Origin of the sequence: Ekhidna sp. (genome assembly GCF_965247405.1) — a bacterium.
Classification (GTDB): domain Bacteria; phylum Bacteroidota; class Bacteroidia; order Cytophagales; family Cyclobacteriaceae; genus Ekhidna.
On sequence record NZ_OZ252014.1, the window covers coordinates 336,104 to 349,841 of the forward strand.

Below are 13,738 nucleotides of genomic sequence, written 5' to 3' on the forward strand. Positions count from 1 at the left end.
GTAGGAAGCGGGTATTTGTAGACAACCGTTCTTATTTGTGAACTGCAGATTTTTTTTGTGAAGTGAAAATAACCTCCTTAATAAACCTATCGGCAGCATATTCCATATAACTCCATTCATTTTTGGGGATCGTGAAACCGACATGTCCTCCTTTTTCAGGCATCTCCAAATAGATGTTATCGCTTTGCTCAGCCAGCTCGATTGGGTAACAAGGCTCGCCCAGCATGGGATCGTTAATGGCATTTACGATCAGTAGTGGAATCTTGATGTTAGGAAGAAACTGATCACTCGTGATCCGAGCATAGAAGTCATCTGCGCTGTTGTATTCGGGATGAACTTTAAGCGTAAAACGTTCATCCAGCTGTCTGAAATTTTTCACATCCCGGATGCCATCTACATCCATTTCCACGATTTCTGCTTTAGCTAGTATTTTCTCTTTGAGTTTGGACACGAAACGCTTCTCATAGATCCTGCCAGCTCCTTTTCTAAGCATATCAGCACTGTTTTGGACATTGCATGGAACTGAAAAGGAAATTGCTCCTTTGATGCGATTGTCAGCGTCTCGCTCACCCAGGTACTTTTGTTGCATCCCTGCACCCATGGAATACCCAATCAAAACCACCTCCTCGTATCCTTCTTCCAGTCCTCGGTCAATCACTGCAGCAATATCCTCTGTTGCGCCATGATGATAAAACCGGGGCAGTCTGTTCATCTCCCCGCTGCAGCTCCGATTGTTCCATGCCAGGATGTCCCAGCCTTTTTGCGAAAAATACTGTGCCGGACGCTTGATGTAGTGTCTATCTGCACTGCCTTCCAGTCCATGACTAAGTACGATCAGTCGTTTGTTCCCTTGCTTCACCCAATCCAGATCCAAAAAATCACCATCGTCCAATTCCAGTCGCTCTCGATCGTATGCTATCCCCTCCACTTTATAAAAAAGTGAGGGAATGATGGTCTCAAAGTGACCGTTGAAAAAGTACCATGGCCTCTTGTGATATTTTGACTTTATTATTGGCATGAACGGCGCAATTTTTGCTAATAGATTTGAACTGAATCAAAAATCGAAATTAACGACTGAATGAGACTTAATCTTAAGATTACCTTTCTTTTAATCCTTTCTTACACCTCTTATTCTCAAAATGCACTCGTAGTGGATGATGCCACAGGCAAGCCTATCATAGATGTATTCATCTACCACGAGAATAAGGAAGATGTCTCATACACCGATGAAAAGGGAATTGCAGATATCTCTGGTTTCCCTAAAGGTCTAGTTTTCTTTCAGCATCCTTCTTTCCATCCTCAATCCATTGCCTATCTGGGCAATGACCTCAGGGTATCCTTGAAGGAAAAGATCATGTCATTTAATGAGGTGGTGATTTCAGCCAATAAATGGGAGCAGGAAGAAGAGAATGTCTCTCAGCAGATCATGACGGTAAACAAGAAAACCATTCAGTTTCAGAATCCTCAGACTTCTGCAGATCTTTTAGCTGGCTCTGGTCAGGTATTCGTGCAAAAAAGTCAACTGGGCGGTGGTTCACCCAAAATACGTGGGTTTGCTGCAAATTCTGTTTTGCTGGTAGTGGATGGTGTGCGCATGAATAATGCCATTTTCAGAAGCGGAAACCTGCAAAACGTGATCAATATCGATCCAAATGCACTTGAAAGCTCGGAAGTGATTTTCGGACCAGGTTCAGTCATTTACGGAAGTGATGCACTCGGTGGGGTAATGGATTTTCATACCATCGAGCCCCAGTGGTCCACAGATGCTGTGACGGACATTTCAGGGAATGCGATGGCCAGGTATAGTACCGCAGCGAATGAGCGAACAGGACATCTGGACATCTCGGTAGCCAGGCAGAAGTTTACGTTTTTTCATTCCTCCTCTTTCACCGCCTTTGACGATTTAAGAGCTGGTGGCAATCGATCCGGAGGATATGAAGGAGCATTTGAACGGGAGTTTTACGTAGAGCGAATCAATGGACAAGATCAGCTGGTTCGCAATGATGACATCAATGTGCAAAAATTCTCCGGATACGACCTATTCAATTCCATCTCCAAAGCGAAGTTCAGATTAAGTCCAAACATGGACGTTAGCTATGGTTTTTACTATAGCACCACCTCAGATATTCCACGGTATGATAACCTGACTGAGACGCTGGGCCCAAACACAGATTCATTGGCTGCTGCCGAATGGTATTACGGTCCGCAAGAATGGCAAATGCACAACCTGAAGCTGAATTTTTATGAAAGCAATGCCTTATTTGATCAGGCACGTGTAACGCTCGCTTACCAGAAGTTTGAGGAAAGCAGAAATGATAGAAATTTTGGAGACGATCAATTAAGAACGAGGACCGAGATGGTAGATATGTATTCTACTGCCTTGGACTTTGACAAAGAGTTTGCGCGCTCCAATCTGTACTACGGATTTGATTTCTACCACAACGACATTGCCTCAGACGCGTACAGAAGGAATATTGAAACAGGGGCATTCTCTGAAACCAGTAGCCGCTACCCGGATGGTGGAAGTGATTTTACATCTTTTGCAGTATATGGCAGCTATGTAAACGAGCTGACCGAGCAGGTGACCTTCAATAGCGGGATCAGATTTAATTCAATAAGCCTAAAAGCAAATACCACGGATGATAGAGCATTAGCGAACAACTCCGCTGAACTGGACCTGCAAAACTCAGCACTGAACGGATCCCTTGGATTGGCGATCAACCTTAATGAAGCCAACAAGATCAGCTATAACATTTCTACTGGTTTCCGATCTCCAAATGTGGACGATGTTGGAAAAGTTTTTGACGTAGGAAACAGCGTAGTAGTACCTAACCCCAGCCTCACACCGGAATATTCACTGAGTTATGAGCTGGCTTATCAACGAAAAACAGAACGGTCGCTGTTCAAGGTGGTGGCCTTTCACAGCCGATTGTTTGATGCTATTATAGATGGGCCTTTTACCCTCAATGGAAGCTCCACCGTTTCAATCGATGGAGAGACTCTGGATGTATTTGCAAAGGTGAATACCGGAGATGCAGAGATCTACGGAGGAAGCATGATCTTTACGGCGGAGGTTGCAGACAATTGGGCAGTCTCCAAGACAATCAGCTACACGGGTGGAAGAGACATTACGAATGATGAGCCTCTGAGACATACCACACCAATCTTTGGTAAAGCGACCGTCACATTCCAGGAAAAAAAGATCAGGTCAGAGTTTTACATCGAATACAACAGCGATCGGGATGCCGATGCTATCCCTTCTTCGGAGATTGAAAGAAAGCCTTATCTCTACACAGCCTCTGGCTCCCCGGGTTGGTATACTTTGAACGTGAAATCAAGCTACCAGATTAGTGAACATGTAAATGTGAATGCAGGGGTAGAAAATATATTGGACAAACACTACCGTCCTTATTCTTCTGGAATTAGCGCTCCAGGTAGGAATTTTATTCTGGCTGTCAGGGCAAGTATTTAATGGCTATTTCAAAAATCTCAATCCCACAGTCAAATCTATCCTGGTAATGGAAAAATCAACGGGTATTACTGTACCGTTCGATTCTATTTCTGAAAGATTAGCAATATTGATCTCAGCCCCGGCCCCAATTCCAACGCTTTCTGTGACCAGAAAATCGTAGGCTACTCCTAATGCTACCCCGAAAGTGTCCCCTCTTTCATTGTAAGGGTTGCCATCGAGCAGTCCATCCGATTTATACTGGACGAATCCACCTGCGATGAAATAATGAATCATCTGATCATCCGCAAGTATGTTTCGATACATCAATGAGAGTGCTGCGTACGAAAACCTGATTTTTTCATCCCTGATGGAGGAAATGCCGTAGCGTTGAGGATCAAAGTCCTGTTCTGCTTTCGTAAAGATGTAATTGTACTTTATTCCCACCCCGAAAACCTCAGACGGAAAGTAATGAAAGTCGCCTCCAACATTCCAAAGTGATTGCAATTGCTTCTGATAGGAATCAGGCCAGGCTTCATATCCTCCAAATTGATACGTGTAGCCAGCATTTAAGGCCAGCCTGAATGTCGCAAGTTTAAAATCAGGTAAGATTAAGCGGTTCTGTTCGTTTAATCCAGGTTCGTTTGAGTTCGATTCAACATCAGGTTCAATATCAGTTTGTTCATAAGATTCCACCTCCGATAGTGGTAATCTGGATCGCATGAGCAATATGCCACTTTTGTCAAAAACAGAAAAGTGAATAAAGTCGTCAGAAACCCTTGTGATTTGGCAAGTAATTGTATCTCCATCTTTGGTAACAATAATATCCTGAGAATGGGCACCATAGGAAACCAACAATAAAATCAGTGCAAATAGGAAGTGCTTCATCTGATCTAATTATCCCTTGAATATAAGAGAATATTGTCAGATATAATCATTAAGATTTATTGGGTTTCAAATCAAATACACGGGTAATATTAAATCCGTAGTGAATATCGCCATCCCAAAAGTTATCCGTCGTTTCGCCGATAAACCCTCGCTCATTCATCTGGGTGGCATTAGTAAAGTGTAGTTGAAAAACATGCCCACCCGTCTCGATATCTACACCTACAGCAAACGCATTTTGAAACTGAGCCGATTTATTTGATAGCTGAGGATAGTACTCGGTAACTATTGCTATTCTGTTAGACACTTTATACCTGGCTCCAAGTCCAATAGCGATCAACAGGTTGTCATCCTCGGTGGTTGCCACCAGATTTCGCTGAATTACTGAGGGCGCTACCTGAAAACTAAAATTCGAATTGAATTTTCGAGCAATCAATACCTGTGCTGTATATGCATTTCTATCAGCCCCTTCCAACCCTAGCTGTTCTACTGTTTTCCGAGCAAAACTGGTGAACGCAGTAGCTGTGAACGGGAAGTTATCAGACTGTCGAACAAACCGGTATTTTAAAAACCCATCAACTACCTTATCAAAGGAAGATCGGCCTATCCCGATGTTTAGATTATCAGTCAATCCATACTCCAGCCCCAATCGAATGGTTGAAAAATCCAGCCCGAAAAACTCATCGTATCCGGAATTAAGCGTACCAAATCTATGGCTGATGATAAACTCTAAAACCCCATTGGATCGAGTCTCAATGGAGTGTCCATTGATTACACGGGTACTTTTAAAAGTAGCTGAAACATATCCTTGGCTCTGTGCTTGTTCAGATTCCAACAATTCCAGCAGTTCATCGTCCTGAGCGAATCCATAAAAACTGAAGGTTATTAACAACAGACAACTAATTTTTCTCATAGGGTTTGTATTGAAGTTTAGCAGTAACCTCCACCTCTTCGGCTATTTTATAAAATACTGCTTTGGGAATTTTAATATCGTAATCGGTCAGACGAATTGGAAATACAGCTTCAAGGTTGACCTGTTGGTTTACAGAGCGCAGTGTTCCGCTAATGGTGCAATCGTGTTCTACACCATGAATCTCCATGGTTCCTTTCGCAATGGCCTCCACCTCACCCGAACTTCCATCCCATCCTTGAATTTTGCCTTTAAAAATGGCATTAGGAAATTGGTCTGACTCCAAATAGTTTTCATTGAAGTGCTCCTGCATCAACTTCTTTTGAAAAGAAAATGACTTGATTGGCACCACAATGACTATAGACTTTTTATCAACATCAATGATGCTGGATGCTGACTCATTTACTGCTTCGATATCCTCCATGGGAGCATCTGAAAAGAAGCGAATAAACGTACTATCTGTCTTGTATCGCTGTGAATGTCCGACAAGACACACCAGCATGAGTATTAGTAAAAAGAATTTACGCATTGTACAATTAATTGTCTAGTGCTCCATCATCTACCCAGCAGGCAATCATATCAATTTCAGCCTGTGTCAACTGTCCCGGTGATCTAGGCATGGATCCACTTTGTGTTCTGGATTTTATTTCACTTGCCTTACTTCGTACATTGCTTTTCACTGTCCAATTGCGGTCGGCACCATTGTCACCATTATGGCAGCCTGAAAACGTACACTCTCTTTCCAGCAATGGCATGACATCACTTGACAAGCTGATGCTTGAACTCACATATACACTTGTAGTTGCAGTACAACCTGCCCCATCTGTGACAACAATATCATGATCTCCGGTTCCCACGCTTTCAAATGTATTAGTAGCTTGATCTGCCCCCCCATCTATTGAATAAGTAAATGATCCATCGCCACCTGTTGCCGTCACAGTAATACTTCCTGTATTGCTGGAACACTCAGAGTTTGTCTTATCTATCGAAAGTGCAATTCCATTTGGCCCGGCCGTCAAATTAAACGAACCCTGAAATGTACATCCGTCTGCATCGGTTACGGCCACAGTATATGTTTTCGCTGCTAAGTCAGAAAATGCTCCGGACGACTGAAAATCCCCGCCATCCAGACTATAAGTATAAGGAGAAGTACCTCCTGAAGCGACCAAGGTAAATGAACCCTCTGTATCGCAATCAGGGTTAATGACATCACCAACCTGTAGGTTCAAATCTGAGGCATCACAATCTATGGTTGTGTCCTCTTCACTATTATTGGAGCATCCCATAAAAATCAGCAAGGAAGCAAAAAGTGAGTAAGCAAGTATTTTTTTCATAATCAACAATGGATTAAATAAGTATAGGGTAATTTTTGAATGTTAAGACGTTACAAATCAACCTGATTTAGGATTCGAAATATTCCGTAAGTGATTGACATAAGGTAACTAACCGATATACAATTGGTCAACATGAACGAAACACACTCAGACAAGGATCATCTGTAATTTGAATCTTACAGTACACCCCAACGACCTGTCTCTGTAAACGATTTAGTCTATCAGAGAAGGAATCTAGCATAATAAAGTTACTGATTAATGTATGAACATTAAAAGTATGTACTCAATTATTTAGAGCCCCGTCATCTACCCAACATGCGATGAGCTGAATTTCTCCATTCGTCAATGTGCGATCTCTAGGCATGGTGCGAGCTTGTGTTTCAGACCTGATTCTTCCGGCATTTTGAATCACTTCCTGTTCGGTTATCAGTCGTGGAGATTGAGAACCGTTGTGACATCCATCTATTGAGCAATCTTTCTGGATGATCGGCATGATATCGGCTATAAGGCTAGTATTGGTTTTCACCTGAATGTTTTTTGATACTTCACAGTTTTCTTCATCTTTCACGATCACAGTATAATCACCCTGAGCAAGGTTGGAAAAAGTGGTCTCGGCTGAGAAGGTGCTTTCATTGATAGAAAACATCAGTGATCCGGTTCCTCCGCTTGCACTGGCTTCTACTGATCCGGTTGTTAAACCACACGTCGTATTGGAGCTAGCAAGGTTTAGTGTGATACCTGTTGGTTCCGATTCTAAAGTGAAGCTGACTTCAGTGTCGCATCCCTGGTTATCTCTAACCAAAATGGTATAAAGCCCGGCAAATACCCCATCAAATACAGCTGATTCCTGAAATGTTACTCCATCAATACTAAACTCATAAGGTTCATCCCCTCCATTTGCCTCGACCTCAATAGATCCGGGAATCTGACAATCTGATTTGGTAGATGAAATAACCTCAACCTGAAGGTCTGATTCTGAACAATCGATACCGGGCTCCTCAGAGTTGTTTCTACACCCCATCAGCAGGGCGGCAACCAGTAGAGAAACAATGAAATAAGATTTAGATTTATCGATCTTCATACATTTCTAAACAACGAAAAAAAGGGATGGTTAGGATTTAATATTGATATTCCTGATTGTTCGTAGTTACTATCTCCCAGGTATGATCAGACATGAGCCTCACCTCGGCTTCAAATGCCTCATAAGGAAAACTCTTCCCCCACTCATCCGGGCTAACCATCGATAGAAGATCTGTTCCATTCTTTTTCTTATACAGAAAATAGATTTTACCAATGACCGGCTGGAAGGGAACGTGGGCCTGATAGATTCTCTCCGATACTTCAACTCTGCTTTGTAAGTATTTGGCTTGCTCGATTAGCGTCTGCATTTGTTCGTATAGCTGCCTGAATTGGCGATCGGTCTGATCATGCATCGCTGCAACGGCATTTCCTTTGATTCGACCTTTATCCTCAGGTTTGATGATAGCACTACCTGCATGATGTGCATATTCGATCAGCCCTGGCAAGTCGGTGATCTTTTCTTTTTCCTTTTCCAGGTCAATCTTGGAGATATCTACCTTATTATCACTCATTCGGTACCTCAATTTTTTCTTTTTCCCAAGGAGCCACTGTTCGATTGCTAATATCTATGGCGATAACTATCATGATAATTACAAATATGATGGCCCCAATTAAGAAATATTTCTTTGACTTTGTCATACTTTCCAATTGAACTATCAAAATTGAACAATAGTTTAGCCCCTAAGAAAGGATTGTGGTAAAAAACCGCTGACATTGATCAAATTGATCCTTAACTTCGAGCTTTTTTCCCGTTCAATTGAAAAGAAATAAATCACATGACTGTAGAAGGTAAGATCGTAGAGAAGTACGATACGCAAAACATTAAAGACACATTTAAGAAGAGGGAGTTTGTACTGGAGTATGCTGAAAACCCTCAGTATCCGGAATTCATCAAGTTTGAATTGATTCAAAGCAACTGCGAACAATTGGATAGCCTAGAGATAGGTGATGAGGTTTCTGTAAACTTCAACCTAAAAGGTAGAAAATGGACTGACCCTCAAGGAGAGGTTAAATACTTCAATAGTCTACAGGCCTGGCGAATAGATAAGAAAACAGGTGGTATGTCAGAGACACCTCCACCACCGACTCAGGAGTGGGCGAAAGAAGATTTCTCTAAAGACGATGATCTTCCTTTCTAACGACGCTTTCGGAAAGTGATTGGGATGTAGTCATCGGTGGGCAGTCCGATGTGAGCCAAATCCCAGTTTTTGTCATATCCATTGACCAACTGGCGAATACATTCGACTCGATCTTCTGTTGGGTAGGGGCAGTCATCCCAGTGAAAAATTTCTACCCGATACTGATATTGTTTTTTAATGCCATTTACACGAACTTCAACTTCAATGTCTTGTTCTTCGTTTAATTGCGGTATTTCAATGCCTATTATTCCCATATGATGAATAGTTTTTATATTCAACCCGCAAATAATATTCCCAATTTTGTAACATACTATTATTCAGTACGTTATCGACTATCCTAATGAAATCAGTATTTCAAATTCGGACATATTTTCGTTCAAATTCAGTACTAATCCTATACGCAACAATTATCGCGGTTGCTCAAAGTAGCTGTACTTCTGATCCTCAGAAACGTCCTTCCCCACTCAGAACAGACAGTGCGACAGTACGAGGGATTGATGCATACATTGAGTTTAGCAGCCCGGGAGTAAAGGATCGCAAAATTTTTGGATCAGGTTCGGAATTTCTCGTTCCTTACGGAGAAATGTGGAGAACAGGTGCGAATAATGCCACATACGTTTCATTTGGATCTGACATCATGGTTGATACCTTTTTATTAGATAGCGGTAGGTATGCCTTATTTACAATTCCAGATGAGCGTGAATGGATTGTCATCTTTAATAAGGAATGGGATCAATGGGGATCGTATAATTATAAAGATTCTCTGGATGCTTTCAGACTTAAGGTTGCTCCATGGTATGCAGACCAATCACAGGAACGAATGCTTTTCTATTTCGCTGAAGACTCGCTGAAATTCAGGTGGGATAAAGTTAGGTGGGCAATCCCTCTTAATCTCCCTCCCGAAGCGCTTCGTTAACTACCCGGATTTTCAAACGAGACATGCTGGTAATAACATCGTCACACTCTTGAAGCATGAATCGCTTTTTCATCATCTTAGGATCAAAGAACCCGACGTAGACATCCCCGTGCTCTTCCCAGACCAAAATACGCATAGGAAGATCCAGTGCGGTCGTTTGTCTGCATGATATTAGTTCGATCATGAGGTTCGGATCCTCAAATAAGATCATTCGAGTTGGAGGTATTTCTACTCCGTATTCTTTGGCTACCTTATCATGTTCTACCGTTTCAAAATAGGCAAGTTTTTTCTTTTTAATAATCTCTACAATTCGATTCACTGTTTCATCAACAGAGCGAGCACTTCTATAAGTAGTCAGATTTTGAGATTTCAGGGAAAAAGCAATAAATACTATACAGGCGGATATAATAAACTTCATTTGGTGATTAAATTGGACAATAGCGAAGATAATACTCTTAACTGTAAGAAGGCATGAAATCGATTATTGACTTATCATCCATATCTCATAGATTAGCAGAGTGAAAAGATTTATTTTTACTGACCAAACGGAGAAACTCATTTTATGAACATATACGCCAAATTAACCATACTCTGTCTTTTTTTGGTATTATTCACAGCAGGCGTTCTTTCATTTTTTGCCGATCAAAAAGTAGAGCAAACCTTTAAGGAGGAGATCGTTGCTAGTATGACTCAGCAGTCCAGAGGTATTAGTGCCGATATTGGAAGGTTTATGTTTTCCCGGCTGAATGACGTACGAATGGCAGCTAAAAATCCTTATTTGAGAACTGCCAATAATGATCCCGAGTTGCTCACGCAACGCCTACAAGAACTAGAAAACCTGAATGACCTTTACTACTCATTTTCCTTCTTTGATACCAATAGAATTAGAATCGCGGATAGTAAGCGCCTTGCCATCGGCAGACAACATCCCAAATCGCTGTATTGGGACAAACTTGATTCTGGTCAGGAATCAACTGTGGATGTATCAAAATCTGAGTCTGTCGGACGAGTGGTGATGCACTTTGCAACCAAAGTAACCAACCTGAATGAAGATTCTGAAATTGGCGTTTTAGTCGGTAGAATTTTGGTAGATGAGCTATTCAAAATCGTTGGTGAATATTCACTTAGCACAGATAACTCCAGAAACCTGGACATTCACCTGATTGACAATGAGGGCACCATCCTCTATTCCAATTTGGATCGATCAAGCATTCTGACTACAACCTATAGTGAATACGACCTTATTTCTTCGTTGGAAGAGCCGGGAGTTAACTACCTCGAAACGCAGGACAAGCTGTATTTTGTAACCAGAGATACAAACTACCTCTCCTTCCAGGGAAACGACTGGACTCTTATTCTCAGCATCCCGAAAGAAAGGGCGTATTTCCCTTTGGCTCAAATTAGAAATCAAATTTTATGGGCTGTATTGCCAGTACTGGCATTGACAATTATTCTGGCACTTGTAGCTGCCAATTTCTTTGTGAAGCCGATTGTGAAACTCAGCAACGCTGCTGAAGAGCTTGGCAAGGGCAATCTGGATGTAGAGCTGCCAACCGGATCGAAAGATGAAATAGGTAAACTGGCCAAACAAATGGCCATGATGTCACAAAACCTTATTGGTCAGATTGATGAGCAGAGACAAACCAACAAACAGCTAATTGATCAGAAGACACAAATTGAAATGCAGAAGAATCAGCTGGTTTCGGTTTCATCACAGATCCGCGATAGTATTAGCTATGCAGAGCGTATACAGCGGTCTACACTTCCCCCACTGAGCACATTACAAAGTGTATTCCCGGACTCATTTGTAATGTACAGACCGAAAGATATCATTGGAGGTGATTTCTACTGGTTTGAGCGAGTACGAAGGGGAAACAATGAGTTCATGATCATTGCATGCGGTGACTGTACCGGGCACGGGGTTCCGGGTGCTATTATGTCAATTATGGGGAGTAATCAGTTGACTAATATTGTTTATTATCAGAACTACCTGGACCCGAAAAAAATCATCTCCAGGCTTGATAAGGTAATCAAGTTTGAGTTGCAGCGAGAGACGGACGAGGTAAACCGTGACGGTATGGAGATAGGAATCTGTGTGATTGATCTCGATACCCTGAAAATGGAGTTTGCCGGGGCTGGCATTCCGCTAAGGATCATGAAGCATGGAGACACAGAGCTCACGATATATAAGACACCTAGACAAATGGTGGGAGGAATTGAAGGTGATGAGCAGGAGGTACATGCTCAACTTAGCAAAGAGGTGATTCAACTAGACGTAAAAGATCGCATCTATCTATCCTCTGATGGTTTTCAGGATCAGTTTGGTGGTGAGCACGATAAGAAATTCATGTCTAAGAACTTCAACAAGCTCATCGAAAAGTCATCGGATAAACCAATACATGAACAACAGAAAATCATTGAAGGAACCTTCGCAGAATGGTCAAAGAATACCAGCCAAACAGATGATGTCTGTGTGCTTGGCTTTGAGATTAAATAAAGTGAGGGTTTGTTAGTGAGTGGCGAGCAGTTCTTCATTGACGGTCATCTCGTATAGCTCAGAGAGGGCAGCATTGAGGGCATCCAATAGCTCATCATCAATTTCTACGTCAGGATTGAGATCTTCCATTTCCTTTAGCGTATGTCCCTTTCCGCGTATTTCATCTACGCACTTGAGGCATATGCGTGTCCAAGATTGCGGACTGATATTGTTGGTGCACCAATTTTTAAAACTGCTCGCCTTTGCCATCCCAAAAAATTAGAGTTTAAAGCCTATGATAGAAATATCGTCATTAAGGCTTGATCCTGCTTTCCACGTTTGTAAATTACTCATCAAGAAATCTCGCTGCTCACTCATAGGTTTGTCCTGAATTGACTTAAGCATTTCCTCATACTTTTCATAGGTAAACTTAACCCCATCCTCATTCTCTTGATTGTAATATCCGTTGGAATACATGTAATAAGAAGCTCCCGGCTCAATTGGTATTTTATCAGCGATTGCATCCTCAAAATGATCACTTTCCTCCCCTTTCAATAGGGTTGTCTTTTGATCATTGAAGACAAGCATGTCTTGATTGATGCCGCTAAATTGTAATGTATTTGCGTTATGATCAAATACTGCGACAGAAACTTTTATATCACATTGAAGTTCGTCAGATCCAGCAGCATCTAATTCATATTTAAGTTCATTGATAATCTCCCCAGAATGGAAAATTTTTCTGTCATGCGTCAGGTAATTCAATACCGAATCAGCAATCAGGGTTTTCAAAGAACCTACTATTCCTTTACCATCAAACTCAATCAATGAAACAACAGTATAATCTTCCGATCGGAAATTGAGTCGTGTGGTCCACACAAACTCTTCACTAAAAAGGTATTTGGTTTCAAAAATCACAAAATGATCCTTGAACTGTCGGCTCAAGTAGCGATCATTCGGCAACATAGACTGCTGTAGCAAACCTGCGTATCGAATACTATCAATCAATCGCTTATTGATCTTGTTCAGCTCTTCAGTTCTGGCCCTTACTCTGTTCTCAAGCTCTACATTGCTTTCCTCCAGCTCTTGCATGTGCTCCTCACTTTCGATCGCCTGTTGGTAAGTATCAACGGCACGCTCGAGCACGCCTTTCATTTCATCGAAGTTCCAGGGCTTAGTAATGTATTTGAAAATGCCACATCGGTTAATACCATCTTTAATAGCCTCAATATCTGTAAAGCCTGTAAGGATGATTTTTATGACATCCGGATGATCCGGCAAAATCTTTTCTAAAAACTGTGTGCCTGTCATCTCAGGCATACGCTGATCTGTGACGATCACCTGAATATCCTCCTCATTCAGAATATCAATTGCTTCTATCGGATTAGTTGATGTGTAAACATTGAAAAATTTTCTGAAGTTGGCCTTGAAAACACGAAGGTTTGTGGCTTCATCATCAACATAAAGAAGCGAAAACTTCTTCTTTTCCTTTGATCGATCAATTTGTTGCTGGTCTTGAATCTCTTCCATCCTTCCCGGGTCTAATTAGTTGT

At 41.7% G+C, this 13,738-nt stretch carries 16 protein-coding genes; 4 read left to right on the plus strand and 12 right to left on the minus strand.

Features of this window, described 5'->3' with window-relative positions; translation table 11 throughout:
• Positions 1-31: 31 nt before the first annotated feature.
• A complete protein-coding gene (locus tag ACP14Y_RS01335; protein ID WP_424961172.1) occupies positions 32-1,018 on the minus strand; it encodes a YheT family hydrolase in 987 nt (328 codons plus the stop codon).
• A 60-nt stretch (positions 1,019-1,078) separates the two neighbouring features.
• On the opposite strand from ACP14Y_RS01335, the gene ACP14Y_RS01340 reads away from it, so the two are divergent.
• Positions 1,079-3,472, plus strand: coding sequence for a TonB-dependent receptor (locus ACP14Y_RS01340; protein WP_424961173.1), 2,394 nt, complete (start codon positions 1,079-1,081; stop codon positions 3,470-3,472).
• A 3-nt stretch (positions 3,473-3,475) separates the two neighbouring features.
• Here the strand turns inward: ACP14Y_RS01340 and ACP14Y_RS01345 are convergent, their stop codons facing one another.
• The 7 genes from ACP14Y_RS01345 to ACP14Y_RS01375 all read right to left on the minus strand — a co-directional run bounded on the left by ACP14Y_RS01345 (position 3,476) and on the right by ACP14Y_RS01375 (position 8,296).
• On the minus strand, positions 3,476-4,336 hold the full coding sequence (locus ACP14Y_RS01345) for a hypothetical protein (protein WP_424961174.1): 861 nt from the start codon (positions 4,334-4,336) through the stop codon (positions 3,476-3,478).
• Positions 4,337-4,385: 49 nt separating this feature from the next.
• Positions 4,386-5,246 carry a DUF5777 family beta-barrel protein gene (locus tag ACP14Y_RS01350; RefSeq protein WP_424961175.1) on the minus strand — a complete coding sequence of 287 codons (861 nt, stop codon included), beginning with the start codon at positions 5,244-5,246 and terminating at the stop codon, positions 4,386-4,388.
• The gene (locus tag ACP14Y_RS01355) at positions 5,233-5,772 is read right to left on the minus strand and encodes a YceI family protein (protein ID WP_424961176.1); all 540 of its coding nucleotides are present in this window, start codon (positions 5,770-5,772) and stop codon (positions 5,233-5,235) included. Before ACP14Y_RS01355 ends, ACP14Y_RS01350 begins: the two co-directional genes overlap by 14 nt.
• Before the next feature lie 7 nt (positions 5,773-5,779).
• Complete coding sequence (locus tag ACP14Y_RS01360) at positions 5,780-6,577, minus strand: SprB repeat-containing protein (protein ID WP_424961177.1); 798 nt, start codon at positions 6,575-6,577, stop codon at positions 5,780-5,782.
• Between the two features lie 283 nt (positions 6,578-6,860).
• A complete protein-coding gene (locus tag ACP14Y_RS01365) occupies positions 6,861-7,658 on the minus strand; it encodes a hypothetical protein (protein WP_424961178.1) in 798 nt (265 codons plus the stop codon).
• Positions 7,659-7,695: 37 nt separating this feature from the next.
• Positions 7,696-8,169 carry a DUF2452 domain-containing protein gene (locus ACP14Y_RS01370; RefSeq protein ID WP_424961179.1) on the minus strand — a complete coding sequence of 158 codons (474 nt, stop codon included), beginning with the start codon at positions 8,167-8,169 and terminating at the stop codon, positions 7,696-7,698.
• Positions 8,162-8,296, minus strand: a complete 135-nt coding sequence (locus ACP14Y_RS01375; protein WP_424961180.1) for a hypothetical protein — start codon at positions 8,294-8,296, stop codon at positions 8,162-8,164. Before ACP14Y_RS01375 ends, ACP14Y_RS01370 begins: the two co-directional genes overlap by 8 nt.
• A 137-nt stretch (positions 8,297-8,433) precedes the next feature.
• On the opposite strand from ACP14Y_RS01375, the gene ACP14Y_RS01380 reads away from it, so the two are divergent.
• Positions 8,434-8,796 carry a DUF3127 domain-containing protein gene (locus ACP14Y_RS01380; RefSeq protein WP_424961181.1) on the plus strand — a complete coding sequence of 121 codons (363 nt, stop codon included), beginning with the start codon at positions 8,434-8,436 and terminating at the stop codon, positions 8,794-8,796.
• Here ACP14Y_RS01380 and ACP14Y_RS01385 read toward each other — a convergent pair.
• Entirely contained in the window at positions 8,793-9,050 is a 258-nt protein-coding gene (locus ACP14Y_RS01385) for a hypothetical protein (RefSeq protein ID WP_349562358.1), read from the minus strand. The genes ACP14Y_RS01380 and ACP14Y_RS01385 overlap by 4 nt on opposite strands.
• Before the next feature lie 86 nt (positions 9,051-9,136).
• On the opposite strand from ACP14Y_RS01385, the gene ACP14Y_RS01390 reads away from it, so the two are divergent.
• Positions 9,137-9,712 (plus strand): DUF2911 domain-containing protein, encoded by a 576-nt coding sequence (locus ACP14Y_RS01390; RefSeq protein WP_424961182.1) that lies wholly within the window; start codon positions 9,137-9,139, stop codon positions 9,710-9,712.
• On the opposite strand, the gene ACP14Y_RS01395 is transcribed toward ACP14Y_RS01390, so the two are convergent.
• Positions 9,684-10,130, minus strand: coding sequence for a DUF302 domain-containing protein (locus ACP14Y_RS01395; protein ID WP_424961183.1), 447 nt, complete (start codon positions 10,128-10,130; stop codon positions 9,684-9,686). The two genes, ACP14Y_RS01390 and ACP14Y_RS01395, sit on opposite strands and share 29 nt — an antisense overlap.
• 144 nt (positions 10,131-10,274) lie before the next feature.
• Between ACP14Y_RS01395 and ACP14Y_RS01400 the strand changes: the two genes are divergently transcribed.
• Positions 10,275-12,209, plus strand: a complete 1,935-nt coding sequence (locus ACP14Y_RS01400) for a SpoIIE family protein phosphatase (protein WP_424961184.1) — start codon at positions 10,275-10,277, stop codon at positions 12,207-12,209.
• Between the two features lie 12 nt (positions 12,210-12,221).
• Here ACP14Y_RS01400 and ACP14Y_RS01405 read toward each other — a convergent pair whose 3' ends face one another.
• Entirely contained in the window at positions 12,222-12,458 is a 237-nt protein-coding gene (locus ACP14Y_RS01405) for a hypothetical protein (protein ID WP_424961185.1), read from the minus strand.
• Between the two features lie 9 nt (positions 12,459-12,467).
• Complete coding sequence (locus ACP14Y_RS01410) at positions 12,468-13,715, minus strand: response regulator (RefSeq protein ID WP_424961186.1); 1,248 nt, start codon at positions 13,713-13,715, stop codon at positions 12,468-12,470.
• Between the last annotated feature and the right edge of the window lie 23 nt (positions 13,716-13,738).

Excerpts from the sequence above, each read along its gene's own strand:
- ACP14Y_RS01335 (WP_424961172.1), bottom strand. The coding sequence starts at position 1,018 with ATGCCAATAATAAAGTCAAAATATCACAAGAGGCCATGGTACTTTTTC.
- ACP14Y_RS01340 (WP_424961173.1), top strand. The coding sequence starts at position 1,079 with ATGAGACTTAATCTTAAGATTACCTTTCTTTTAATCCTTTCTTACACC.
- ACP14Y_RS01345 (WP_424961174.1), bottom strand. The coding sequence starts at position 4,336 with ATGAAGCACTTCCTATTTGCACTGATTTTATTGTTGGTTTCCTATGGT.
- ACP14Y_RS01350 (WP_424961175.1), bottom strand. The coding sequence starts at position 5,246 with ATGAGAAAAATTAGTTGTCTGTTGTTAATAACCTTCAGTTTTTATGGA.
- ACP14Y_RS01355 (WP_424961176.1), bottom strand. The coding sequence starts at position 5,772 with ATGCGTAAATTCTTTTTACTAATACTCATGCTGGTGTGTCTTGTCGGA.
- ACP14Y_RS01360 (WP_424961177.1), bottom strand. The coding sequence starts at position 6,577 with ATGAAAAAAATACTTGCTTACTCACTTTTTGCTTCCTTGCTGATTTTT.
- ACP14Y_RS01365 (WP_424961178.1), bottom strand. The coding sequence starts at position 7,658 with ATGAAGATCGATAAATCTAAATCTTATTTCATTGTTTCTCTACTGGTT.
- ACP14Y_RS01370 (WP_424961179.1), bottom strand. The coding sequence starts at position 8,169 with ATGAGTGATAATAAGGTAGATATCTCCAAGATTGACCTGGAAAAGGAA.
- ACP14Y_RS01375 (WP_424961180.1), bottom strand. The coding sequence starts at position 8,296 with ATGACAAAGTCAAAGAAATATTTCTTAATTGGGGCCATCATATTTGTA.
- ACP14Y_RS01380 (WP_424961181.1), top strand. The coding sequence starts at position 8,434 with ATGACTGTAGAAGGTAAGATCGTAGAGAAGTACGATACGCAAAACATT.
- ACP14Y_RS01385 (WP_349562358.1), bottom strand. The coding sequence starts at position 9,050 with ATGGGAATAATAGGCATTGAAATACCGCAATTAAACGAAGAACAAGAC.
- ACP14Y_RS01390 (WP_424961182.1), top strand. The coding sequence starts at position 9,137 with ATGAAATCAGTATTTCAAATTCGGACATATTTTCGTTCAAATTCAGTA.
- ACP14Y_RS01395 (WP_424961183.1), bottom strand. The coding sequence starts at position 10,130 with ATGAAGTTTATTATATCCGCCTGTATAGTATTTATTGCTTTTTCCCTG.
- ACP14Y_RS01400 (WP_424961184.1), top strand. The coding sequence starts at position 10,275 with ATGAACATATACGCCAAATTAACCATACTCTGTCTTTTTTTGGTATTA.
- ACP14Y_RS01405 (WP_424961185.1), bottom strand. The coding sequence starts at position 12,458 with ATGGCAAAGGCGAGCAGTTTTAAAAATTGGTGCACCAACAATATCAGT.
- ACP14Y_RS01410 (WP_424961186.1), bottom strand. The coding sequence starts at position 13,715 with ATGGAAGAGATTCAAGACCAGCAACAAATTGATCGATCAAAGGAAAAG.